At 66.8% G+C, this 21763-nt stretch carries 17 protein-coding genes; 13 read left to right on the plus strand and 4 right to left on the minus strand.

Features of this window, described 5'->3' with window-relative positions; all coding sequences use genetic code 11:
• Positions 1 to 161: 161 nt before the first annotated feature.
• The 4 genes from FHT19_RS24735 to FHT19_RS04235 all read left to right on the plus strand — a co-directional run bounded on the left by FHT19_RS24735 (position 162) and on the right by FHT19_RS04235 (position 4211).
• A complete protein-coding gene (locus tag FHT19_RS24735) occupies positions 162 to 1523 on the plus strand; it encodes a serine protease (protein ID WP_169474053.1) in 1362 nt (453 codons plus the stop codon).
• The gene (locus FHT19_RS04225) at positions 1520 to 3502 is read left to right on the plus strand and encodes a TIR domain-containing protein (protein WP_169474054.1); all 1983 of its coding nucleotides are present in this window, start codon (positions 1520 to 1522) and stop codon (positions 3500 to 3502) included. The genes FHT19_RS24735 and FHT19_RS04225 overlap by 4 nt, the downstream gene beginning before the upstream one ends.
• A gap of 38 nt (positions 3503 to 3540) precedes the next feature.
• Positions 3541 to 3744, plus strand: a complete 204-nt coding sequence (locus FHT19_RS04230; protein WP_169474055.1) for a hypothetical protein — start codon at positions 3541 to 3543, stop codon at positions 3742 to 3744.
• A gap of 95 nt (positions 3745 to 3839) precedes the next feature.
• Positions 3840 to 4211 carry a UrcA family protein gene (locus FHT19_RS04235; RefSeq protein WP_169474056.1) on the plus strand — a complete coding sequence of 124 codons (372 nt, stop codon included), beginning with the start codon at positions 3840 to 3842 and terminating at the stop codon, positions 4209 to 4211.
• Between the two features lie 196 nt (positions 4212 to 4407).
• On the opposite strand, the gene FHT19_RS04240 is transcribed toward FHT19_RS04235, so the two are convergent.
• Positions 4408 to 7290: a ribonuclease E/G gene (locus FHT19_RS04240; protein WP_169474057.1), complete on the minus strand. Its 2883-nt coding sequence runs from the start codon at positions 7288 to 7290 to the stop codon at positions 4408 to 4410.
• Positions 7291 to 8004: 714 nt separating this feature from the next.
• Between FHT19_RS04240 and FHT19_RS04245 the strand changes: the two genes are divergently transcribed.
• The 5 genes from FHT19_RS04245 to FHT19_RS04265 all read left to right on the plus strand — a co-directional run bounded on the left by FHT19_RS04245 (position 8005) and on the right by FHT19_RS04265 (position 15058).
• A complete protein-coding gene (locus FHT19_RS04245; protein ID WP_168554512.1) occupies positions 8005 to 8913 on the plus strand; it encodes an N-acetylmuramoyl-L-alanine amidase in 909 nt (302 codons plus the stop codon).
• Positions 8914 to 8987: 74 nt separating this feature from the next.
• Positions 8988 to 11558, plus strand: coding sequence for a transglycosylase domain-containing protein (locus FHT19_RS04250; protein ID WP_169474058.1), 2571 nt, complete (start codon positions 8988 to 8990; stop codon positions 11556 to 11558).
• 29 nt (positions 11559 to 11587) lie between these two features.
• Positions 11588 to 12145, plus strand: a complete 558-nt coding sequence (locus FHT19_RS04255; RefSeq protein ID WP_168554514.1) for a peroxiredoxin — start codon at positions 11588 to 11590, stop codon at positions 12143 to 12145.
• A 137-nt stretch (positions 12146 to 12282) separates the two neighbouring features.
• Positions 12283 to 13410, plus strand: a complete 1128-nt coding sequence (prfB, locus tag FHT19_RS04260; RefSeq protein WP_168554515.1) for a peptide chain release factor 2 — start codon at positions 12283 to 12285, stop codon at positions 13408 to 13410.
• A 238-nt stretch (positions 13411 to 13648) separates the two neighbouring features.
• Positions 13649 to 15058 carry a nitronate monooxygenase gene (locus FHT19_RS04265; protein ID WP_168554516.1) on the plus strand — a complete coding sequence of 470 codons (1410 nt, stop codon included), beginning with the start codon at positions 13649 to 13651 and terminating at the stop codon, positions 15056 to 15058.
• Between the two features lie 77 nt (positions 15059 to 15135).
• Here the strand turns inward: FHT19_RS04265 and FHT19_RS04270 are convergent, their stop codons facing one another.
• Positions 15136 to 16458, minus strand: coding sequence for an ammonium transporter (locus FHT19_RS04270; RefSeq protein WP_248290264.1), 1323 nt, complete (start codon positions 16456 to 16458; stop codon positions 15136 to 15138).
• A gap of 65 nt (positions 16459 to 16523) precedes the next feature.
• On the minus strand, positions 16524 to 17552 hold the full coding sequence (locus tag FHT19_RS04275) for a D-glycerate dehydrogenase (RefSeq protein WP_168555464.1): 1029 nt from the start codon (positions 17550 to 17552) through the stop codon (positions 16524 to 16526).
• A gap of 238 nt (positions 17553 to 17790) precedes the next feature.
• Between FHT19_RS04275 and FHT19_RS04280 the strand changes: the two genes are divergently transcribed.
• Positions 17791 to 18291, plus strand: a complete 501-nt coding sequence (locus FHT19_RS04280) for an SH3 domain-containing protein (protein WP_248290265.1) — start codon at positions 17791 to 17793, stop codon at positions 18289 to 18291.
• 118 nt (positions 18292 to 18409) lie between these two features.
• Here FHT19_RS04280 and FHT19_RS04285 read toward each other — a convergent pair whose 3' ends face one another.
• Entirely contained in the window at positions 18410 to 19606 is a 1197-nt protein-coding gene (locus FHT19_RS04285) for an acetyl-CoA C-acyltransferase (RefSeq protein ID WP_168554517.1), read from the minus strand.
• Between the two features lie 199 nt (positions 19607 to 19805).
• Here FHT19_RS04285 and FHT19_RS04290 point away from each other — a divergent pair, with 199 nt between their 5' ends.
• The 3 genes from FHT19_RS04290 (at position 19806) to FHT19_RS04300 (ending at position 21758) form a co-directional block, all read left to right on the plus strand.
• The gene (locus FHT19_RS04290) at positions 19806 to 20573 is read left to right on the plus strand and encodes an A24 family peptidase (protein ID WP_248290266.1); all 768 of its coding nucleotides are present in this window, start codon (positions 19806 to 19808) and stop codon (positions 20571 to 20573) included.
• A 256-nt stretch (positions 20574 to 20829) separates the two neighbouring features.
• Positions 20830 to 21204, plus strand: a complete 375-nt coding sequence (gene ndhC, locus FHT19_RS04295; protein WP_168554518.1) for an NADH-quinone oxidoreductase subunit A — start codon at positions 20830 to 20832, stop codon at positions 21202 to 21204.
• Positions 21201 to 21758, plus strand: coding sequence for an NADH-quinone oxidoreductase subunit B (locus FHT19_RS04300; protein WP_168554519.1), 558 nt, complete (start codon positions 21201 to 21203; stop codon positions 21756 to 21758). Before ndhC ends, FHT19_RS04300 begins: the two co-directional genes overlap by 4 nt.
• Positions 21759 to 21763 lie beyond the last annotated feature (5 nt).

The raw sequence follows: 21763 nt of genomic DNA on the forward strand, positions 1-21763 counted from the left end.
GAATGTAAAATTGCCTTGGAATGTAAAATCGGGCAATTAACTGGCTGCGCGGATACGGCCGCGTCGCAAGAAAAAGCGATATGGGGCATAGCAGGCGTCAGTATTGGGGGGCGGTAGCACGCGGCTGCCGGTGCGGTCTTGCGGCAGTGATACTGGCGCTGGTGGCGGCATGGCCGGCGCAGGCGCGGGATCGCGGTGCAACCGCGGCGACGATCAGTGGGCCCCAGGTGGCGACGCGGGTGGTGGCGGTCGGCGTGCGGCGGTACAAGATCACGGACGGCATGGCCGAGCGGATAGAAGCGGACGGCGGCCTTACGGACTTGCCGCAGGTGACCGTGACCCATCGCGAGCTGGTGCGCGATGGCATTCGCTACCGATTGTACACGTCGGCACCGCAGGTGTTTGGTGAAGAGACGATTCCCGCGCTGGCGTCGATAACGCTGGTGCCGCCGCAACGGCGATGCCCGTTGTCGCCCCGGCCCGACACGATGGGTATCTGGCAGGTGTCGGCGGCAGGGCGGGCCTTGCCCGACCGCACGATCAACGGGATGCGGCTGGCAAGGCGAACACGGCTGGCCTGGCGGTGTATGTTGCTGCGGCGGCCGCACTCGGTGGGGGTGGTCGGCGGGACGCGGGTGCGCGACTTGCAGCAGGCGACGCCATGGCAGGCCGAGTTCTATTCGACCGCGCGCTACGTGCGGCAGGATTTCGTGGCCGACGCGGCAATGGTGCGCGCGGGCAGCCCCAATGCCGAATACCTGAACCAGCGCCACGCGTACGAATTCCATCATCATTGCGGCGGGGTGCTCATCGCGCCGCAATGGGTGCTGACCGCACAGCATTGCATCATCAATGCCGATGGCGCGATCGATCCCGACTATGTGCGGCGCTGGCAGCGGATTCGGCTGGGAACGCAGGATCTGGTCCAGGGCGGCGCGACTTATGCGATTGCCAAGGTGGTGCTGCACCCGGATTTCAACGAGCGGCGCTTTCGCAACGACATTGCGCTGTTGCGGATCGCCGCCGATGCCGAGACTGTGCCGATGGACGATCCGAAGCGGATTGCGCCCTTGCGCATATCTGGTGTGCGCGCCGACGATCCCTTGCCCGACGATTGGGTGATCATGGCGGTTTACGGCTGGGGAACGATGACCGCGCACGGCGACGACACCGCGCCCCACCTGGATGACAAGGGCCATCTGCTCCACGAGGCGCGCGAGCTGCGCATGGTGCGGCTCGATCCGGTGCCGCGCGCTGTTTGCGCGCGCAACCGCCACTATCGCGGGGTGGTGACCGATGGCGTGGTCTGTGCCGGCTATGGCCCGGGCGGGCGCGATTCGTGCCAGGGAGACAGCGGTGGGCCGCTGGTGGGCATGAACGGTGACGATCCCGAGGCGCTGGTGGGGATCGTTTCGGGCGGATATGGCTGCGCCTTGCCCAATGTGCCGGGGATTTACACGAACGTGGCGCATTACCTGCCGTGGATCCGCAAAGTGGTGGGTGCTGGAGCGCTGGCGCCATGAGCGAAGTGGCAACGGCAGCGGACGATATGGGCACGACCACCGGGGGCGGCTCTGGGGCTGGCGGGCCAACGGTGTTCGTTTCCTATGCGCGACCCGATCGGGCGCGGGCCGAGCAGCTTGTGGTGGCGTTGCAGGCGGCGGGGCTGGATGTCTGGTGGGACGAGCTGATCGCCGGGGGGGCGGCCTTTGCCCAGTCGATCGAGGCGGCGCTGGACGCGGCGGAGATGGTCGTGGTCGCCTGGTCTGCAGCCTCGGTGGCGTCGGACTGGGTGCGCGACGAGGCGGCGCATGGGCGCGACCGCGGGCGCTTGGTGCCGATCTCGCTGGACGGGACGCCGCCGCCGCTGGGGTTCCGGCAATATCAGGTGATCGATTTTTCACGCTGGGACGGCAGCAGCGACGCGGGTGAAACGCGGCGGCTGTTGGCGGCGATCCGCGCAGGGGCGCAGGGGCGGGCGGCAGCGCGCGGGCAAACGGTGCCGGTGGTGCCGCCCCCGGGGACAGCAGACCGGGCCGGGGTTTCGCGAAGGTCCTGGCTGGCCGGTGGCGCCGCGATCGGGCTGGCGGCGGTGGGCGGTGCCGGCTGGTGGTGGCGGCGCGGGGGCACCCACGCCGAAAACAGCATTGCGGTGTTGCCGCTGACCAACCTGAGCGGCGATCCCACGCAGGCGTGGTTTTCCGATGGCCTCTCCGACGAGTTGCGCGCGCGCCTGGGGCAGACCGGGCTGTTTCGCGTGGCGGCGCAAGTCTCTTCCAACCAGTTTCGCGGGCAGGCGGTAGATGCCCGCAGCGTGGCGGCAAAGTTGGGCGTGGCCTATCTGCTCGATGGCAGCGTGCGGCGCCAAGGGGCCGCGATGCGGATCACGGTCGAACTGGTAGAGGCCGGAACGGGCCTGGTGAAATGGTCGCGCGATTACGATAGCGGGCTGAGCAATGTCCTCGCGGTGCAGGCCGATATCGCCGCTATGGTGACGCAGGCGATCGCGGGTACGCTCAGCCCTGTTGCGCGCGCGGCGGTGCAGGAGGCGGGGACCACCAGCGTCGATGCCTATGACGCATTCCTGAAAGGGCGGGCGGCCTATCAATCAGATATCGGCGCCGAATCGGACCGCGAGGCGGCACGCTTGTTCGATGTCGCGATCCGGGCCGATCCGCACTACGCCCAGGCTTGGGCCGCGCGGGCCAGCGCATTGCTCGATATCGGCGCGAACTATGCGACCGCGGCCGAGATGCGCGATCTCTATACCCAGGCGGTGGTATCGGCGCAGCGCGCGGTGGAACTGGCGCCGCGGCTGGCCATGGCGCAGTTGGGCATGGGCGATGCTCTGTTCACAGCGCGGCTGGACGCGCGCGCGGCAGCGCCATGGTTCGCGCGGGCGCGCGATCTGGGCAGCGAGGATGCGGCGATCCTGGTGCCTTACGCGTTCTTTGCCGCCAAGACTGGACGCAGTGCCGCGGCGCTGACGGCGATCGAGACGGCGATCGGGCTCGATCCGCTCAACCCGCTGGTGCCGCGCGCCAAGGGCCGGATGCTCTATTACGCCGGTCGGTGGGATGCGGCGATCGCGGCGGCGCGCCAGGCGCTGGGCATGAATGCGCAGCTTTCGGGCGCGCATGGCGACATTGGCCGGGCACTGGTGATGCAGGGGCAACTGGCCGAAGCGGCTGCCGCCTTTGCCCAGGAGCCACGCGCCGACGTCCGCCTGACCGGGCAGGCGATCGTCGCGGGGCGGCAGGAAAATCGCGCCGCCGGGGCCACGGCGATGGCACAACTGCAGGCGCAGTTCGGCGAGACGATCATGTATCAAATCGCGCAGATCCACGCACAGTGGGGCGAGCCCGGCCCGGCTATCGCCGCGCTGCAGCGCGCTTATGCGCTGCTCGATTCGGGGCTGTCGCAGATGGCGTGCGATCCCCTGCTGGCAACATTGCGCGGTGACCCGCGCTTCGTGGCCCTGCGCGGGACACTGGGTTTGTGAACGGTCCGACGGCGGACCGCAATCGAGGAGAAACAGACATGCGCGTTCTGATCATGGCCATGGGGGCGGCCGCAATGCTGCTGGCGCCGGCAACAGCCGAGGCGAAGCATCCCCGCCACCATCATCACAAGAAGGTAAAGCCGCCCAAGAAGCACGCTCAGGTAAAGAACGATGGCCACGGAAAGAACGACGGCCATGGAAAGAATGACGGGCACGGCAAAAACGACGGCCACGGCAAATAACATGCCGGCGTGACGGCCGTCACGCGCAAGCCAGGAGTGGTCCGGGTAGTCATCCCTTGTCAGGCAGGAACGCCTGGACAGACTTTGACAGGGGAATGACCATGATCCGGACCGCCAACTACGCCAAGACCGTTGTTCTATCGCTCGCCGCCGCGGCCATCGCCGGCGCCATGCCCGCTGCCGCGCAGAACGCGACGGCCGACATCCCGCATGCCGAGATGGATATCGCGCATGTCGATTTCACCTCGCCCAAGGCGGTGAAAGCGCTGAAGGCGCAACTGCGCCGTGTGGCCGCCGAAATGTGCACGCCGTTCAATGACGGCACTGTTCACATGGCTACCGAAGAGATGCAATGCTACAACAGGGCGGTAAAAGGCGGCCTCGCCCAGATCGAAACCCGCCGCCAACTGGCTCTGGCCCGCGCGCAGCAGATCACCGTTGCCGCCAACACCCAAGTGCGCCCGTAACCAGCCATGCCTACCCCATGGTACTGCGCGATCGTGGACAACGGCGCTTTTGCAAGGTGACTGTCCGCAACCGGACATACTTCGTTCTGCCCGTTCACGCCGTTCTCAGCGTGGGTCACCATTTGCGCCACCTATGAAAAGACCCGCCATCGGTTAGCGATGGCGGGTCTTTTGGATGGGCCTTCAGGCCCCAGGCTTAGGCGCCGAAGGTGCGTTGCCACCAGCCGCGGCGGGGGGCGTTGCCGTCTTCGCCTTCGCCTTCGCTTTCCGCGTCACCGGCGGGTGCCGGGGCGGTGGCGCTGGGCTCGGCCGCTTCGGGCTGGGCCAGAGCAGCAGCCGGCGCAGGTTCGGTGGTCGCTTCGGCCGGGGCTTCGACGACCTTCTTCTTGCGCACGCGCTTGGGCTTTGCCGGGGCTTCCTGGGCCGGGGCTTCCTGGGCGGGAGCTTCAACAACGGGCGCAGGTTCTGCGGTCACTTCGGCCGGGGCTTCGGCGACCTTCTTCTTGCGCACGCGCTTGGGCTTTGCAGGGGCTTCCTGGGCCGGGGCTTCCTCGGCGGGAGCTTCGGCAACCGGCGCAGGTTCGGCGGTCACTTCGGCCGGGGCCTCGGCAACCTTCTTCTTGCGCACGCGCTTGGGCTTTGCAGGGGGTTCCTGGGCCGGGGCTTCAGGGGCCACGGCTTCGGTCGCCGGGGCTTCTGCGGCGGCCAGGGCCGCAGCAGCCGGTTCGGTCGCGGTGTCCTCGGCCACGGGGGCCGGGGTTTCCTCGCCGGCCGCATCGGCCTGGGCTTCTTCACCCTGCACGTCGGCAGCGTCGTCACGCTGGCCACCGCGACGGCGACGGCTGCGGCGGCGGCGCTTGCGCGGGCCACGGTCGGCGTCGTCGTCAGCGTGGGCTTCGCCCGCGGTGTCTTCGGTGCTGTCGGCGTCTGCTTCGGCTTCGGCGCCATCGGCAGCGATGGCCGTTTCGTCGGCTTCGCCTTCGCCTTCATAGGCTTCGCCTTCGCCGTCTTCACCCGCTTCGCCGTTCACACCGTCTTCGCGGCGATCGCGGTTACGGCCACGCCGGCGCTTGCGGCGCTTGCGACGACCACCGCCTTCGCCTTCACCTTCGCCACGGCTTTCACGCCGTTCCTCGCGCTCGCGGCGTTCCTCGACGACTTCTTCTTCCTCGTCGTCATAGGAATCCTCGATCTCATCGTCTTCTTCGGGTTCGACGATGGGTTCGAAGCGGGGCACGAATTCCGGCTTGGGCCCGCGCGAGGCAACGCGCATCTTGGCGCCTTCGTTCTCGCCTTCGGGGATCACTTCCACGGTCACGCCATAGCGCAGTTCGATCTCGGCAAGATCGGCGCGCTTGGTGTTGAGCACGTAGATCGCCGCTTCCTGGCTGGCATAGAGCGTGATGACGTTGCCCTTGCCCTTGGCGGCTTCGTCTTCGATCATGCGCAGCGCCGAAAGGCCGGCGGACGAGGCGGTGCGGACTAGGCCCGAACCATCGCAGTGCGGACAGGCGCGCGTCGTGGCTTCGAGTACGCCGGTGCGCAGGCGCTGGCGGCTCATTTCCATGAGGCCAAAGCCCGAGATGCGGCCCACCTGGATGCGGGCGCGGTCATCCTTGAGGGCGTCCTTCATCGCCTTCTCGACCTTGCGGATGTTCGATCCGTATTCCATGTCGATGAAGTCGATCACGACCAGGCCGGCCATGTCGCGCAGGCGCAGCTGGCGGGCGATTTCGCGCGCGGCTTCCAGGTTGGTGGCCACGGCGGTCTGCTCGATGCCGTGTTCCTTGGTGGAGCGGCCCGAGTTGATGTCGATCGAGACGAGAGCCTCGGTCGGGTTGATTACCAGGTAGCCGCCCGACTTGAGCTGCACCACTGGATCGTACATCGCCGAAAGCTGGTCTTCGGCGCCATAGCGCTGGAACAGCGGCACGGGATCGGCATACTGGCGCACCCGCTTGGCGTGGCTGGGCATCAGCAGCTTCATGAAGTCCTTGGCGGCGCGATAGCCCGCTTCGCCTTCGACGACCACTTCCTCGATGTCGCGGTTATAGATGTCGCGGATCGCGCGCTTGATCAGGTCGCTGTCGGAATGGATCAGCGCCGGGGCCGACGAGCGCATGGTGCGTTCGCGGATCTCGTCCCACAGGCGGGCGAGATAGTCGAAATCGCGCTTGATCTCGGGCTTGGTGCGCTGCAGGCCGGCGGTGCGGACGATGCAGCTCATCGAGCGGGGCAGTTCCATGTCGGCGATGATCTGCTTCAACCGCTTGCGATCTGAAGCCGAACTGATCTTGCGGCTGATGCCGCCACCGTGGCTGGAATTGGGCATGAGCACGCAATAGCGGCCCGCGAGGCTGAGATAGGTGGTCAGCGCAGCGCCCTTGTTGCCGCGCTCTTCCTTGACGACCTGGACGAGCAGCACCTGGCGGCGCTGGATCACGTCCTGGATCTTGTAGCGGCGGCGCAGGGCCATGCGCTTGGCGCGCAGTTCTTCCGCTTCCTTGCTCTGGCCGCGGCCCTGGCGGCGCGGACGGCGCTGGCGGCGGCCGCCTTCACCGTTGGATTCTTCCGCTTCGCCATCGGCGGCGTCTTCGCCTTCGTGGTCAAAGCCGTTTTCGACCACGCCACCTTCGATCGTGGCGACCTGGTCCTTTTCCGAAGTGTCGACCTCGGTCACGCCCCGGCCGTCTTGATAACCGCCGTCTTCATAACCGCCGTCGTCGTAACCGCCTTCGTAATCCTCGTCGTCACCGTCTTCGGCGGCGCGCAGGGCGGCTTCTTCCTCGGCGTGGGCGGCTTCTTCAGCCAGCAGCGCCTCGCGGTCTTCCTTGGGGATCTGGTAATAATCCGGGTGGATCTCGCTGAACGCGAGGAAACCGTGACGGTTGCCCCCGAAATCGACGAAGGCCGCCTGGAGCGAAGGCTCTACGCGGGTAACCTTGGCGAGGTAGATATTGCCCTTGATCTGCTTGTGATCAGCAGATTCAAAGTCGAATTCTTCAATACGATTGCCCTTGAGCACAGCCACCCGGGTTTCTTCCTGGTGGCGCGCATCGATCAGCATGCGCGTGGTCATTCCGTTGTCTCCAGCCGCGCGGCCACGGGGCAGGGCCCGGGTGAATGGCGCGGTTTCTTGTAGTGAGGCAAAGGCCTGGCGTGCGCCCCTTGTCCTTTTGAAAAAGGAAGCTGGGCCAGTGGCGCTTTGCAAATGCGGGTTTGCCGGATCGGAGCATGGACAGGTTGCCCTGCGGCATGGCGCCGCAATGCAGGGGGCCATGGTGCTCGCCGCCCGGCGGCGGTTGGTGTGCGTCTGCGGTGGCAAAGACGTGCAACGAATGCCCCGCGCGGGGGCCCCGGTCTGCAAAATTGTCTGCAAAAGTACCGGGATATTCGTGCGTGCCGGCATCCGTCCAAAACGCAAAGGCCCCGGTGGGGCGCTTTGGCTGGAACGGTACGCGGCTCTTCATCACGGCATCAACCTCAAGCGCGGGCGAGGGTGGCGTCCTGCCTTGTCCCTTCTGCCCGCCAGGACCAAGCCCGACCCCTTCCATCCCCTGCCATTGGCGCGTGTGCCGTGGGCGTTGCGGCCGGGCGCACCATGCGGGCGCAGCGACAACGCGGCGGGAAAGGCAGTTGGTCGAACTGCTCCGTTAGATGGGTGCTAGCACCCCAATCGCAAAGCAGCAATTAAAACCGTGTCCCGAAACGCTCCGTCATCATGCGGATAGGCATTTGCCCCGGTTTTTGCGCTGGACCAGCCGGCCTGCGGCGCGGCATAGGCATCTGCAATATGGTTAAACCTTGGCCGATACCTGCGCGCACGCTGGCAATTGCCGCGCTGTTTGTCGTGCCGCTGCTGGTTCTGCTGGTGTGGGCGCGGGTGGTGCTGGGCATCGGGCCGGGCGCGGGCGCAAGGGTGCCGGCCTATGTCGTGCGCCTGGCGCTGCCCGACGGCACGCGCGCCGTCGATCTGCCGCCGGTGCTGGGCCCGGCCGATGCCAGCCGCCCGCTGGTGGTGATTGATGCCGGCCATGGCGGGCACGATCCGGGCGCCAGCGGCGAGGGATCCTTGCGCGAAAAGCAGTTGACCCTGGCGCTGGCGCTGGCGCTGCGCGATGCATTGCTGGCGCAGGGGCATGTGCGCGTGGCCCTGACCCGCAGCGACGATCGCTTCCTGGCGCTGGACGAGCGTTCGGGCATTGCGCGGCGCCTGCATGCCGACCTGTTCCTGTCGATCCATGCAGATTCCGCGCCGAGCGCCGATGCCGGCGGGGCAACGGTCTATACCCTGTCCGATCGCGGCTCGGATGCGGTCGCCGATGCCCTGGCGCAGCGCGAAAACCGTGCGGATACGATCAACGGCGTTAACCTTGCCGGCCAGTCGGGCACAGTTTCCTCCATTCTGGTCGATCTTTCCCGGCGCGCGATGCGCGGTCGCTCGCTGCGCCTGGCCGATCTGATCCTGCGCGAAGGGCAGGGCGCCGTTCGCTTCCATGTCGATCCGCGCCGTGAGGCCGCGTTCGTGGTGCTCAAGTCGCTCGATCTGCCATCGGCGCTGCTGGAGGCTGGCTATATCAGCAACGCGGCCGATGCGCGTGCGATGACCGACAAGGCCTGGCGCAACGGCTTTGCCCATGCCGTTGCGCGCGCCATTGCCATTTTCCTGGCCGAGCAGGAAAGCCGCCCCCTGGGCGCATGACGGGCGCCTGACCGACGCGCGCTCAACATAGGCACTGGTGCGCGCGCAAACCCCCGTGCTAGAGCGCGGCCACGATGGCCGACGACTTGCCCCCGATCATTGCGCGCGGCGATGCGCCCGAACCTGACCGCAATCCCGACGGTGATCCCGAACGGCGGCGCTTTCGCATAAGGCGGGGGGGCAATCTGTGGGGCCGGGCCAAGGGCCTATGGCAGCGTTCCAAATGGGTGCGCCGTGCCGGCTGGCTGGTGCTGGTGCTGCTGATCCTGCGCGGGCTGCTGTGGGTGACGGTGGAGCGCACGCTGCCATCGGCCGATACGCTGCTGACCTATCAACCGCCGCTGCCGACCATGGTGCGCGGCGCGGATGGGCAGATCGTGTCGAGTTATGCGCGCGAGCGGCGCGTGCAATTGCGCTTCGTGGATTTCCCGCCGCAGCTGATCAACGCATTCCTTTCGGCCGAGGACAAGACGTTCTGGAGCCATGGCGGCGTGGACCTGACCGGCCTTGCCGGTGCGGTGGTGGACTATGCCACCAAGCTGGGTTCGGGCGAGCGCGCGCGGGGCGGTTCTACCATCACCCAGCAGGTTGCCAAGAACATCCTGATCGGCAACGAATATTCGGTCACGCGCAAGCTCAAGGAAATGCTCCTGGCGCGGCGCATCGAAAGCGTCTTGACCAAGCAGCAGATCCTGGAGCTGTACCTCAACGAAATTCCCCTCGGCCGCCAGAGCTTTGGCGTGCAGGCGGCGGCGCGCGCCTATTTCGACAAGGACGTGGGCGACCTGGCTTTGCACGAAGCCGCTTTCCTGGCGATCCTGCCCAAGGCGCCCGAAACCTATAGCCGGGCCAAGTTCGCCGAAAAGGCCATCACCCGCCGCAACTGGGTTTTGGACCAGATGGCCAAGAACGGCTGGGCCAGCGCGGCCGATGTGGCCCAGGCCAAGGCACAGCCGCTCGGCCTGGTGCCGCGCCGCACCGAAAACTACACCGCCGACGCGGGCTATTTCCTGGAGGAAGTGCGCCGCCAGTTGATCGACCAGTTCGGCGAGCAGGCCAAGGACGGGCCCAACAGCGTCTATGCCGGCGGCCTGTGGGTGCGCACCTCGCTGGACCAGCAATTGCAGACCGCGGCCCAGGATGCGTTGCGCGCCGGGCTGCTGCGCTATGCCGCCGGGCGCGCCTGGCATGGGCCGATCGCGCATATCGACATGGATGATGGCAACTGGCAGGCGCAGTTGATCAACAGCAACCTGTCGATCCGCTATCTCGACTGGCGGGTGGCGGTGCTGGTTTCGCGGCGCGGCAGCAGCGGGCAGGTGGGCTTTGCCGATGGGCAGACCGGCACGCTCTATGGCGTGCCCGACGCGATGAAAGTGGGCGACGTGATCACCGTGGCCCCGGCCGGCAATGGCATCTGGGCGGTGCGCGTGGTGCCCGAAGTTTCGGGCGGCATGGTGGTGGAAGACCCGCAGAGCAGCCGCATCCTGGCGATGCAGGGCGGGTTCGATGCGCGGCTCGGTTCATTCAACCGCGCCACCCAGGCGCAGCGCCAGCCTGGCTCCACGATCAAGCCGTTCGTCTATGCCACGGCGCTCGACAACGGGATGACACCGGCCTCGATGGTCGTCGATGGCACGTTCTGCGTCTATCAGGGGGCTGCGCTGGGGCAGAAGTGCTTCCGCAACTTCGGCAACGAGGGCGGATCGGGCAGCCACACCATGCGCTGGGGGCTTGAGCAATCGCGCAACCTGATGACGGTGCGCGTGGCCAACGACACCGGCATGGACAAAGTGGTGCGCACGATCAAGGCCGTGGGTATCGGCGATTACCAGCCGTACCTTTCCATGGCGCTGGGCGCGGGCGACACCACGGTGACGCGCATGGTCAACGCCTATGCCACGCTGGCCAACCACGGCCGGCAGCGCGACGCGACGCTGATCGACTATGTCCAGGATCGCAACGGCAAGGTGATCTGGCGCGCCGACAACCGCGCGTGCACGGGATGCAACCTGCCCCGCTGGGATGGCACGGCGATGCCGCGGCTGCGCGCCGCGGGCAAGCAGGTGCTCGACCCGCGCACGGCATATCAGGTGGTCCACATGCTGGAAGGCGTGGTGGTGCGCGGCACGGCCGAAACCCTGCACGACCTGGGCCTGCCGCTGTTCGGCAAGACCGGCACCACCAGCGGCCCCACCAACGTGTGGTTCGTGGGCGGATCGCCCGACATCATCGCGGGCATCTACATGGGCTATGACCAGCCGCGCAGCCTGGGCGGCTATGCCCAGGGCGGGCGAATCGCCGCGCCGATCTTCAAGCAGTTCGTGCTGGCCACGCGCCCGCGCTGGGCCGACATTCCCTTCACGGCGCCAGCGGGCGTCTCGATGGTCAAGATCGATCGCGTCTCGGGCAAGCGCGTGTTTGGCGGGACGCCGCAGGACAACGAGCGCAAGGCCTCGATCATCTGGGAAGCGTTCAAGCCCGATACCGAACCGCGCCGCACGGTGCAGCCATCGGAAATCACGGCCAAGGAAGCCGTGCTCGATGCCCTGCGCAAGGCGCGAGCGGCGCGCGGGAGCACGACGGCCCCGAACGCCAAGCCGGCGGGCAGCAACTTCGTGGAGGACCAAGGGGGCATCTATTGACGCGTGCTGCGCTGTGCTAGGCATGGCTCATGAACACGCGCTCCCCTCTTGCCGCGTTGGCGGCCTTCGCCCTTTCCCTCACCCCCATGGCCGCGGCAAATGCCGCGTTGCCGCAAGGCGCCCGCGCGCCAGATTTCACCGCGGCCGGTGCACTGGGCGGCAAGCCGTTCAGCTTCAACCTGAAAAAGGCTCTGAAGCGCGGCCCCGTGGTGCTCTATTTCTATCCCAAGGCGTTTACCCAGGGCTGCACGCTGGAAGCCCACGCCTTTGCCGACGCCACCGCCGATTTCGCCAAGGCTGGCGCCACCGTGATCGGGATGTCGAACGACGATGTCGCCACGCTGACGCGCTTTTCGACCGAGGAATGCCGCAACAAGTTTGCCGTCGCCGCCGCCAGCCCGGCCGTGGTCAAGGCCTATGACGTCGATCTCCAGCAGGGTGGCAAGTCCACCGGGCTGACCACGCGCACCAGCTATGTCATCGCGCCCGATGGCCGGATCACCCTGGTCCATTCCGACATGGACTATCGCGATCACGTCAAGCTCACGCTCGCCGCGGTGCAGGCGATTCGACACAAGCACGGTTGATCGCGCCGGCCGCTGCCCGTCCGGGAAGGCGCTTTCCGGGCGGGCGGGCCAGTCTGCGTCATTACAAGGCGGGCACACCTTTACAAACGGCCCCGCTTCGCTAAGCGGCCAGTTCGTTTGTATGGAGTAAGACCGTCATGCGTGCCGAAGGGCAGGCTCATATCGACCGCATCGAGGCAGCGCTGGCGCTGGTGCGCAAGTTCCTCGACTGGGACCGCGCCGTGCGCCGGCTCGACGAACTCAACGCGCGCGTCGAAGATCCCAAGCTGTGGGACAACCCGAAGAACGCCGAAGCCGTCATGCGCGAGCGCCGGCGGCTGGAAGCCTCGATCGGCACGGTCAACCAGATCGGCCGGGAAATGGCCGACGCCATCGAATTCGTCGAACTGGGCGAAGTGGAAGGCGACGATGCCACGATCGCCGAGGGGCTGGCCACGCTGGCCGCCCTGGCTGAGCGCGCCGATGCCGACAAGGTGCAGGCGCTGCTGGCGGGCGAAGCCGATGCCAACAATGCCTATCTTGAAGTGCACGCCGGCGCTGGCGGCACCGAAAGCCAGGACTGGGCGGAAATGCTGCAGCGCATGTACACGCGCTGGGCCGAACGCCATGGCTACAAGGTGGACCTGGTGGATTACCACGCGGGCGAAGCGGCCGGGATCAAGAGCGCCACGCTGCTGATCAAGGGCGAGAACGCCTATGGCTATGCCAAGACGGAAAGCGGCGTGCACCGCCTGGTGCGCATCAGCCCCTACGACAGCTCTGCCCGCCGCCACACGTCGTTTTCGTCGGTCTGGGTCTATCCCGAAATCGATGACAACATCGAGGTGGAAATCAACCCGGCCGACCTCAAGATCGATACCTATCGCGCTTCGGGCGCGGGCGGGCAGCACGTCAACACCACGGACTCGGCAGTGCGTATTACCCACGTGCCCACCGGGATCATCGTGGCCAGCCAGAACGACCGCAGCCAGCACAAGAACCGCGCCACCGCGATGAACATGCTGAAAGCGCGGATCTATGAAGCCGAACTGGCCAAGCGCGAAGCGGCCGCTTCGGGCGAATACGCCGCCAAGACCGAGATCGGCTGGGGGCACCAGATCCGTTCCTATGTCCTGCAGCCCTATCAGCAGGTCAAGGATCTGCGCACGGGCGTGGTCAGCACCAATCCCACCGACGTCCTCGATGGGGCGCTCGATCCGTTCATGGCTGCGGCCCTTTCGCAGCGCGTGACGGGTGAAAAGGTCGCCGTGGAAGACGACGATTGATGGTTTGCCACCGGTTCGGAGCGGGTTTTTGATGGGCGGCAGGCCCATTTCGGCGCGCTGAACCGTCAAAACCGCCACACCGGACTTTCGCTTGGCCGCGTTTCGCCGTAAGCCAAAGCATTCGGGTTTTCATGTCCGGTACGCCAGGCCGGGCACGGACGATCGACAAGGGAACGATCGGCCCGTGCTCGGGGCAAGCCGGCAAATGTCACGCGCCTGAGCGCGTCGAGGGAATGATATGTCTGCGTTCAAGGGGTTGAAGCCGATCCTCTATGGTGGCCGGGAAGTGTGGCCGCTGGTGGAAGGCGGCAAGGGGGTTGCCGCCACCAATCACATGAGTTCGGGAGCCTGGGCTGCGGCCGGGGGAATCGGCACGGTGAGCGCGGTGAATGCCGACAGCTATGACGCCGAAGGCAAGATCGTTCCCCAGGTCTACAACGCGCTGACCCGCAAGGAACGCCACGAGGAACTGATCCGCTATGCCATCGACGGCGCGGTGGAACAGGTGCGCCGCGCCTATGACATTGCCAGCGGCAAGGGCGCGATCAACATCAACGTGCTCTGGGAAATGGGCGGCGCGCAACAAGTGCTCGAAGGCGTGCTGGAACGCACCCGCGGGCTGGTTTCGGGTGTCACCTGCGGCGCCGGTATGCCCTACAAGCTTTCGGAAATCGCGGCGCGGTTCAACGTCAGCTACCTGCCGATCGTTTCGTCGGGCCGGGCGTTCCGCGCGCTGTGGAAGCGCGCCTATCACAAGGTGGCGCACCTGATGGCCGCGGTGGTCTATGAAGACCCGTGGCTGGCCGGCGGGCACAATGGCCTGTCCAACGCGGAAAACCCGCGCAAGCCGGAAGATCCCTATCCCCGCGTCAAGGCGCTGCGCGACACGATGCGCGCCGAGGGCGTGAGCGACGACGTGCCGATCGTGATGGCTGGCGGCGTGTGGTTCCTGCGCGAATGGAACAACTGGATCGACAATCCCGAACTGGGCGCGATTGCCTTCCAGTTCGGCACGCGCCCGCTGCTGACCGAGGAAAGCCCGATTCCCCAGGCGTGGAAGGACCATCTGCGCACGCTGGAGCCGGGTGATGTGCTGCTGCACAAGTTCTCGCCCACCGGGTTTTACTCCTCGGCGGTGCGCAATCCGTTCCTGCGCGCGTTGGAAGCGCGGTCCGAACGCCAGGTGCCTTATTCCAAGGTGGCGGCGGGCGAACACACCGTGCAGCTGGACGTGGGCGTTAAGGGCAAGAATTTCTGGGTTACGCCGGCCGATCTGGACCGCGCGCGCGCGTGGTTCGGCGCCGGTTTCACCACCGCGCTGCGCACGCCCGACGACACGGTGATCTTCGTCAACCAAGCCGAGCGCGACGAGATCCGCAAGGACCAGGCCGATTGCATGGGCTGCCTGTCGCACTGCGGGTTCTCGTCGTGGAAGGACCACGACGATTACACCACCGGGCGCCTGGCCGATCCGCGCAGCTTCTGCATCCAGAAGACGCTGCAGGACATCGCCCACGGCGGGGACATCGACCAGAACCTGATGTTTGCCGGCCATGCGGCCTATCGTTTCAAGCAGGACCCGTTCTATTCCAACAACTTCACCCCGACGGTGAAGCAACTGGTGGATCGCATCCTGACCGGCGACTGATCGGCCTGGACAGAACAGAAAAAGCCCGGGTTTTCCCGGGCTTTTTTGTTGCGGTTGAAAGGTTTGGCGGGGCTTCCTCAGTCGGGCTGGTAAGCGTCTTCGCCGTGGCTGGTTTTGTCCAGCCCCGCCAGTTCGTCTTCGCGGGTGACGCGCATGGGCAGGGCCATCGATACCATCAGCGCGGCAATGGCCGTGGCGATCGCGCTCCACGCTGCCACGGTCACCACACCCACGACCTGGCCCATCACCTGGTGGGCAAGATCCATGCCCGGACCATAGCCGGTGCCGCCGAACGCCGGGTTGAGCACCAGCGCGGTGAGCACCGTGCCGGCCGCGCCGGTAACCCCGTGGCCGGCAAAGACCCCAAGCGAATCATCGATTTGCAAGTGGCCTTGCACCACCCGTGCAGCGCCCTTGGCAAGCACCGCCCCAAGGATGCCCAAAACCACGGCCATGCCGGGGCTGATATAGGCCGCGGCCGGCGCCACGATCGCCAGACCCGCCACCACGCCGCGGGCAAGCCCCGTGGGCCCTGGTTTGGCCCCCTTGAGCCGATCCAGCAGCAGCCAGGCCAGCGCCGCGACGGCGGCTGCGACATGGGTGTTGACCAGCGCCATGGCTGCGTCGTCACCGGCGGCAAAGGCGCTGCCGCCGGCCAGGGCCAGGCTGCCCGCCCAGACCAGCGCGGCGCCGGTGATGGTCAGCAGTGGGCTGCTGCCGGTGCTGGCGAGGGCTGTGGCAAAGCGTTCGCGCCGGCCAAGCAGCAGGGCAACGACCAAGGCAGAAACCCCCGCGCTGACATGCACGACCAGGCCGCCGGCGTAGTCCACTGTGCCCAGCCGGGTGGCCAGCCAGCCGCCGCCCCACACCCAGTGGGCGATCGGGGCGTAGACGATCAGGCTCCATAGCGCGGCAAAGCCGATGACCCAGCCAAATCGCGCGCGATCGACCCATGCGCCCACCAGCAAGGCCGGGGCGACGAGGGCGAAGACCATCTCGAACAGGGCATAGGCGCTTTCAGGCACCAGCGTATCTTGCCGCACATTGCCCAGATCGATCAGCATCCAGGCATTGCCGCTGCCCAGCCAGCCGTTGCTGACCGTGCCGAACGCCAGAGTATAGCCGACCACGATCCACAGCACCGAGACCAATGCCACCACCGCAGCGGTCTGCGTCATCACCGAGGCCAGGCTTTGCGCCCGGGCACGGCCGGCGTGGAACAGAGCCAGGCCCGGCAGCACGAGCAGCAGGCCAAGCAGCGTGGCGGCCAGCAGCCATGCGGTGTCGCCGCTATCGGCGGGATCGAGCGCGGCATCCTGGGCATGGGCGAGGGCGGGCAGGCCAAGCCCGGCGATCCACATCAGCGCCTTGGCAGCGCGCATCCGAAGCGATTCGTTCATGGCCCGCACCCTAGGCCCAAGTCTTTGACAAATCCAAAATGGTTAGCGCCCTGGCGGAGGGGGCTTCAGGCCCAGCCTTCGATGACCTGATCGGGTGGCCGATGGCCATCGGCCCAGAACCGGATGTTGGCGATCACCTTGTCGCCCGAGGCCAGGCGCCCTTCGAACGTGGCGCTGCCCATGTGCGGCAGCAGGACGACATTGGGCAGGCGGCGCAGGCGCGGATCGACTTGCGGTTCGTGGGCAAAGACATCGAGCCCGGCCCCGCCAATGGCCCCCGCTTCCAGTGCCGCGACAAGGGCGGCTTCCTCGATCAGTTCGCCGCGCGCGGTGTTCACCACATAGGCGTGCCGCTTCATCATGGCGATGCGCCGGGCGTTGATCAGGTGGTGGGTTTCGGCTGTGTGCGGGCAGTGCAGCGAGAGAATGTCCGCCTCGCGCACCAGGGCATCGAGATCGGGTTCATAGCGCGCGCCCAGCGCCGCTTCGACCGCGGGGGGCAGGCGGTGGCGGTTGTGATAGACCACCGCCAGGCCAAAGGCGCGGGCACGCAGGGCCACGGCCTGGCCGATTCGGCCCATGCCCACGATGCCCAGCATCTTGCCGCCGAGCCGGTGGCCCAGCAGGCTGGAAGGCGACCAGCCCTCCCACGTCTGCTCGCGGATCACCCGCTCGCCATCGGTCAGCCGGCGGGGCACGGAAATGATCAGCGCCATCGTCATGTCGGCGGTGTCGTCGGTGAACACGCCGGGCGTGTTGGTGACGATGATCTTGCGCGCGCGGGCGGCGGCCAGGTCGATATGCTCGATCCCGGCGCCGAAATTGGCAATGAGGCCAAGGCCAGGGCCAGCTGCGGCGATCAGATCGGCGTCGATGGCGTCGGTCACTGTGGGGACGAGCACCTGTGCCTGCGATACCGCATCCAGCAGTGCCTGGCGCGACATTGGCCGATCATCGGCGTTCAACGTCACGTCGAACAATTCGGCCATGCGGCGTTGGGTTTCGGGCAGCAGGCGGCGGGTGACGACAACGCGAGGCTTGCCGTCGATGCGGCGCGTCAGGCGCAAATCTTGCGGGCGGGCGTGCTGGCTCATCGCCACCATGGCTATGCCCATGGGGCATGGCCGGTCAAGCCGGACATGGTCGAACATGGTCTGGCATTGCGCCGGACATGGGCGCATCTGCCCCAATCTCGCGCCACTGCGCCGCGATCCGCCGGGGACAGCGCCGGATGCATGCGACGAGACGGTTGCCGCGGTGGTTGCCCTTGGCGATCAATCCTGTATCGCAGGGGCGTTGCGCGCCCCGCCGTGGGGCGGGAGAAGTCTTACCGTGATCCAGTTTCGCTTCATGATCCGAGGGGCCGTCGCGCTTGCCATCCTGGGCGGCGCCGCGGGGCTGGCCGGGCAACCGGCGCGGCTGCAGGCGGCGGACGACGGCAACGCCCGTTACTGGGCCTCGCTCGCCAAGGATGAGACCAACATGCGCGTTGGCCCGGGGCGCGAATATCGCATCAACTGGGTCTATGTGCGGCACGGCCTGCCGGTCAAAGTGCTGCGCGTGATGGGCGGTTGGCGCCTGATCGAAGACCCCGATGGCGCGCGTGGCTGGGTGCTGGCGCAATTCCTCAGCCGTACCCGCACCGCGCTGGTAAAAGGTGCGATCACCGCGATCCGCGCCAACAAGGATGGCAGCGGCCCGGTGCTGTGGCGCGCGGCGCCCGGCGTGCAGGCGATGCTGGGGGAATGCCGTGACGGCTGGTGCCCGGTGGACGTCGATGGTCGCCGGGGCTTCGTGGCGCAAGATGCGCTGTGGGGCGCGGGCACGCCCTGATCATTTCGGGGATTGCCGGGGTTTCCGCCGCTTCTTGAGGCTTCCACCATCCCTGTCCCCTTCGTCTGAAGAGGAGGGGGTTGGGGGGTGATGCATTGCCCACCCCCCTGATTTCACATCAGATCAATTCGACAGCCAGTGCCGTGGCTTCACCGCCGCCGATGCACAGGCTGGCAATGCCCTTGGTCTTGCCGTGGCGCTTGAGCGCCGCGAGCAGCGTGGTGATGATGCGTGCGCCCGAAGCGCCGATCGGGTGGCCGAGCGCCGTGGCACCGCCGTGGACGTTCACCTTGGCATGGGGGATGCCCAGGTCGTGCATGGCGAACATCGCCACGCAGGCAAAGGCTTCGTTCACTTCGAACAGGTCAACGTCGTCCACGCTCCAGCCGGCCTTTTCCAGCACCTTGTTGATCGCGCCGACCGGGGCCGTGGTGAAGTCCTTGGGTTCCTGGGCATGGGCGGCCAGGGCAACGATGCGGGCCACCGGCTTGAGGCCCTTGGCATCGGCCACGCTCTGGCGCGTGAGCGCAAGGGCCGCCGCACCGTCGGAGATCGAGGACGAGGTGGCCGCGGTGATCGTGCCATCCTTGGCAAAAGCGGGCTTGAGCGCCGGGATCTTGTCGGGGCGGGCCTTGCTGGGGGCTTCGTCGGTGTCCACCGTCACTTCGCCGGCGCGGGTCTTGATCGTCACCGGCGCGATTTCTTCCACGAACGCGCCCTCGTCGATCGCGGCCTTGGCACGGCGCAGCGATTCGATCGTGTATTCGTCCTGGTTTTCGCGGGTCAGGCCATAGTCGTTGGCGGTGTCCTGGGCGAACGTGCCCATGGCGCGGCCAGCTTCATAGGCGTCTTCGAGGCCGTCGAGGAACATGTGGTCATAGGCGGTATCGTGGCCGATGCGCGCGCCCGAGCGGTGCTTCTTGAGCAGGTAGGGGGCGTTGGTCATCGATTCCATGCCGCCGGCAACGGCCACGTCGATGCTGCCGGCCGCCAGGGCTTCGGATGCCATGATCACCGTCTGCATGCCCGAGCCGCAGACCTTGTTGACCGTGGTGGCCTGGGCCGACTTGGGCAGGCCGGCCTTGATCGCGGCCTGGCGCGCGGGCGCCTGGCCCAGGCCAGCGGGCAGCACGCAGCCCATGTAGACACGTTCCACATCGCTGCCGTCCACGCCGGCGCGGGCCACTGCGGCCTTGACGGCGGTCGCGCCAAGATCGGTCGCGGCGACGTCGGCGAGCGCGCCCTGCATGCTGCCCATCGGCGTGCGGGCATAGCCGAGGATGACGATCGGATCGGCGGCGGAGAACTGGGCCATGGTAACAGGTCCTTCCTGTGCTAAGCAGCCGCCACGGCAGCGGTCGGGCGGCGGAATCTTGTCGTTGCCTGCGCCGATGTAGAGAGCAGGCGGGGCGATTGCAATTGAAGGCGGCGTCACATTGCCGTTTCATGACGCATTGCAGCATTGTCGCGCGCCTTGGTCCGGGCCGAGGCGCCGGGGCAAGCGGGGGCAAAACTTGGAAATTCCGGCTCAGATCGTCGCGCTGGGGCTGCCATGGGAGCTGGCCTTGGCAATCGGCACCATATTGGGGGCAATCGTCGGCTCGTTCCTGGGCACGGTGGCAGTGCGGTTGCCCGCAGGGCGCTCGATCGTGCACGGCGCATCGGCGTGCGACCGGTGCCACCGGCAACTGCGCGCGGCGGAGCTTGTCCCGATCGTGTCCTGGCTGGCCCTGCGCGGGCGGTGCCGGCGTTGCGACGGATTTATCGGCTGGGGCCAATTGGCGGCCGAGGCGGGCGGCGCCGTGGTTGGCGCGCTGGCCTGGTGGGCGCCGGATGGATTGATCGTGCCGGCGCTGGCGCTGGGCTGGCAACTGCTGCTGCTGGCGCTGCTCGACGCGCGCTGCCTGTGGCTGCCCTGGCGGTTGACGGCGGCCCTGGCGGCAAGCGGCCTCGCGCTTGCGCTGTGGCAGGGCGCCGACGCGCTGGTGCCGGCCCTGCTTGGCGCCGCGCTGGGCTATGCCCTGCTGGGCAGCGTCGCCTGGGCCTATCGCAAGGCGCGCGGACGTGAAGGGTTGGGCGGGGGGGACCCCTGGCTGCTGGGCGCGATCGGTGCCTGGGTGGGCCCGCTGGGCGTGGTGCATGTCTTGCTGGTGGCCGCGCTGCTGGGGCTGGCCGTGGCACTGGTGCTGCACCTGTCGGGCAAGCGGATCGATGCGCAGACCGCCCTGCCGCTGGGCACCTTCATGGCGCTTGGCGCCTGGCCGGTGTTCCTGCTCCGGTAGGCACCGCGCGCCGCCAACTGGCTTGCGTCTCATGCAATCGTGTGCGCAATTCGTGCAAGGGCGTCTCGCGTTGCGGCATCGCCGCCGTGCGATCGCAGGCTTTCGGGCGAAATCGGGGGGGGTTTGCCTCGGTATTGTCACGGTCTTGCCCAAATGGGCGCGGTCAATCCCCTTTATTGCGCTGCACCCCACTTGCACATGCGCCAAGGGGGGACTAGTGCCCCGTGCCAAGTGCATTCCATCGCGAGTCAGCCCCTTGGTCGACCTCATCCAATATCTGCCGATCCTGATTTTTCTCGGGATCGCGCTCGCGCTTTCGACGGCTTTCGTTTTTCTGCCGATGGGGGCAGCCCGCCTGACGGGCACCTACAACCCCACGGCGGACAAACTGGCCGAATACGAGTGCGGCTTTCCCGCCTTTGAAGACCCGCGCAGCCAGTTCGACGTGCGGTTCTATCTCGTGGCGATCCTGTTCATCATCTTCGACCTGGAGGCAGCGTTCCTGTTCCCCTGGGCGGTGAGCCTCAAGCAGACCGGTTGGGCCGGTTGGGCGACCATGATGGTCTTCCTGGCGGAACTGGTGCTCGGCTATATCTACGCCTGGAAAAAGGGCGCGCTGGATTGGGAATGAACCACATGGCTACCACCCCTGCTGTCTCGCCAGTTGCCGGATCGCCCATCGTGGCACCCGACCAGGCGTTTTTCGAAAGCATCAACGCCGAAGTTTCGGACAAGGGCTTTCTCGTCACCTCGACCGAGGAACTGTTCCAGTGGGCGCGCACCGGCTCGCTCTGGTGGATGACCTTTGGCCTGGCTTGCTGCGCCGTGGAAATGATCCACGTCAACATGCCGCGTTATGACATGGAGCGCTTCGGCGTGGCCCCGCGCGCCTCGCCGCGCCAGTCCGACGTGATGATCGTGGCCGGCACGCTGTGCAACAAGATGGCCCCGGCGCTGCGCAAGGTCTACGACCAGATGTCGGACCCCAAGTACGTCATCTCGATGGGTTCGTGCGCCAACGGTGGTGGCTATTACCACTACAGCTATTCGGTGGTGCGCGGCTGCGATCGCATCGTGCCGGTCGACATCTATGTGCCGGGTTGCCCGCCCACTGCCGAAGCGCTGCTTTATGGCGTGATGCAGTTGCAGCGGAAGATCCGCCGCGTCGGCACGCTCGAGCGTTGAGAGGG

The organism is Novosphingobium sp. SG919, assembly GCF_012932495.1.
In the GTDB taxonomy this organism is placed as follows: Bacteria; Pseudomonadota; Alphaproteobacteria; order Sphingomonadales; family Sphingomonadaceae; genus Novosphingobium; species Novosphingobium rhizosphaerae.

What these genes read in the sequence shown, in the direction of transcription:
- FHT19_RS04245 (WP_168554512.1), top strand. Translation starts at nt 8,005, where the DNA reads ATGGTTAAACCTTGGCCGATACCTGCGCGCACGCTGGCAATTGCCGCG.
- FHT19_RS04275 (WP_168555464.1), bottom strand. Translation starts at nt 17,552, where the DNA reads ATGAGCCAGCACGCCCGCCCGCAAGATTTGCGCCTGACGCGCCGCATC.
- FHT19_RS04255 (WP_168554514.1), top strand. Translation starts at nt 11,588, where the DNA reads ATGAACACGCGCTCCCCTCTTGCCGCGTTGGCGGCCTTCGCCCTTTCC.
- FHT19_RS04300 (WP_168554519.1), top strand. Translation starts at nt 21,201, where the DNA reads ATGAACCACATGGCTACCACCCCTGCTGTCTCGCCAGTTGCCGGATCG.
- FHT19_RS04270 (WP_248290264.1), bottom strand. Translation starts at nt 16,458, where the DNA reads ATGAACGAATCGCTTCGGATGCGCGCTGCCAAGGCGCTGATGTGGATC.
- FHT19_RS04240 (WP_169474057.1), bottom strand. Translation starts at nt 7,290, where the DNA reads ATGACCACGCGCATGCTGATCGATGCGCGCCACCAGGAAGAAACCCGG.
- FHT19_RS04250 (WP_169474058.1), top strand. Translation starts at nt 8,988, where the DNA reads ATGGCCGACGACTTGCCCCCGATCATTGCGCGCGGCGATGCGCCCGAA.
- FHT19_RS04285 (WP_168554517.1), bottom strand. Translation starts at nt 19,606, where the DNA reads ATGGCCCAGTTCTCCGCCGCCGATCCGATCGTCATCCTCGGCTATGCC.
- FHT19_RS04225 (WP_169474054.1), top strand. Translation starts at nt 1,520, where the DNA reads ATGAGCGAAGTGGCAACGGCAGCGGACGATATGGGCACGACCACCGGG.
- FHT19_RS04265 (WP_168554516.1), top strand. Translation starts at nt 13,649, where the DNA reads ATGTCTGCGTTCAAGGGGTTGAAGCCGATCCTCTATGGTGGCCGGGAA.
- prfB (WP_168554515.1), top strand. Translation starts at nt 12,283, where the DNA reads ATGCGTGCCGAAGGGCAGGCTCATATCGACCGCATCGAGGCAGCGCTG.
- FHT19_RS04235 (WP_169474056.1), top strand. Translation starts at nt 3,840, where the DNA reads ATGACCATGATCCGGACCGCCAACTACGCCAAGACCGTTGTTCTATCG.
- FHT19_RS04230 (WP_169474055.1), top strand. Translation starts at nt 3,541, where the DNA reads ATGCGCGTTCTGATCATGGCCATGGGGGCGGCCGCAATGCTGCTGGCG.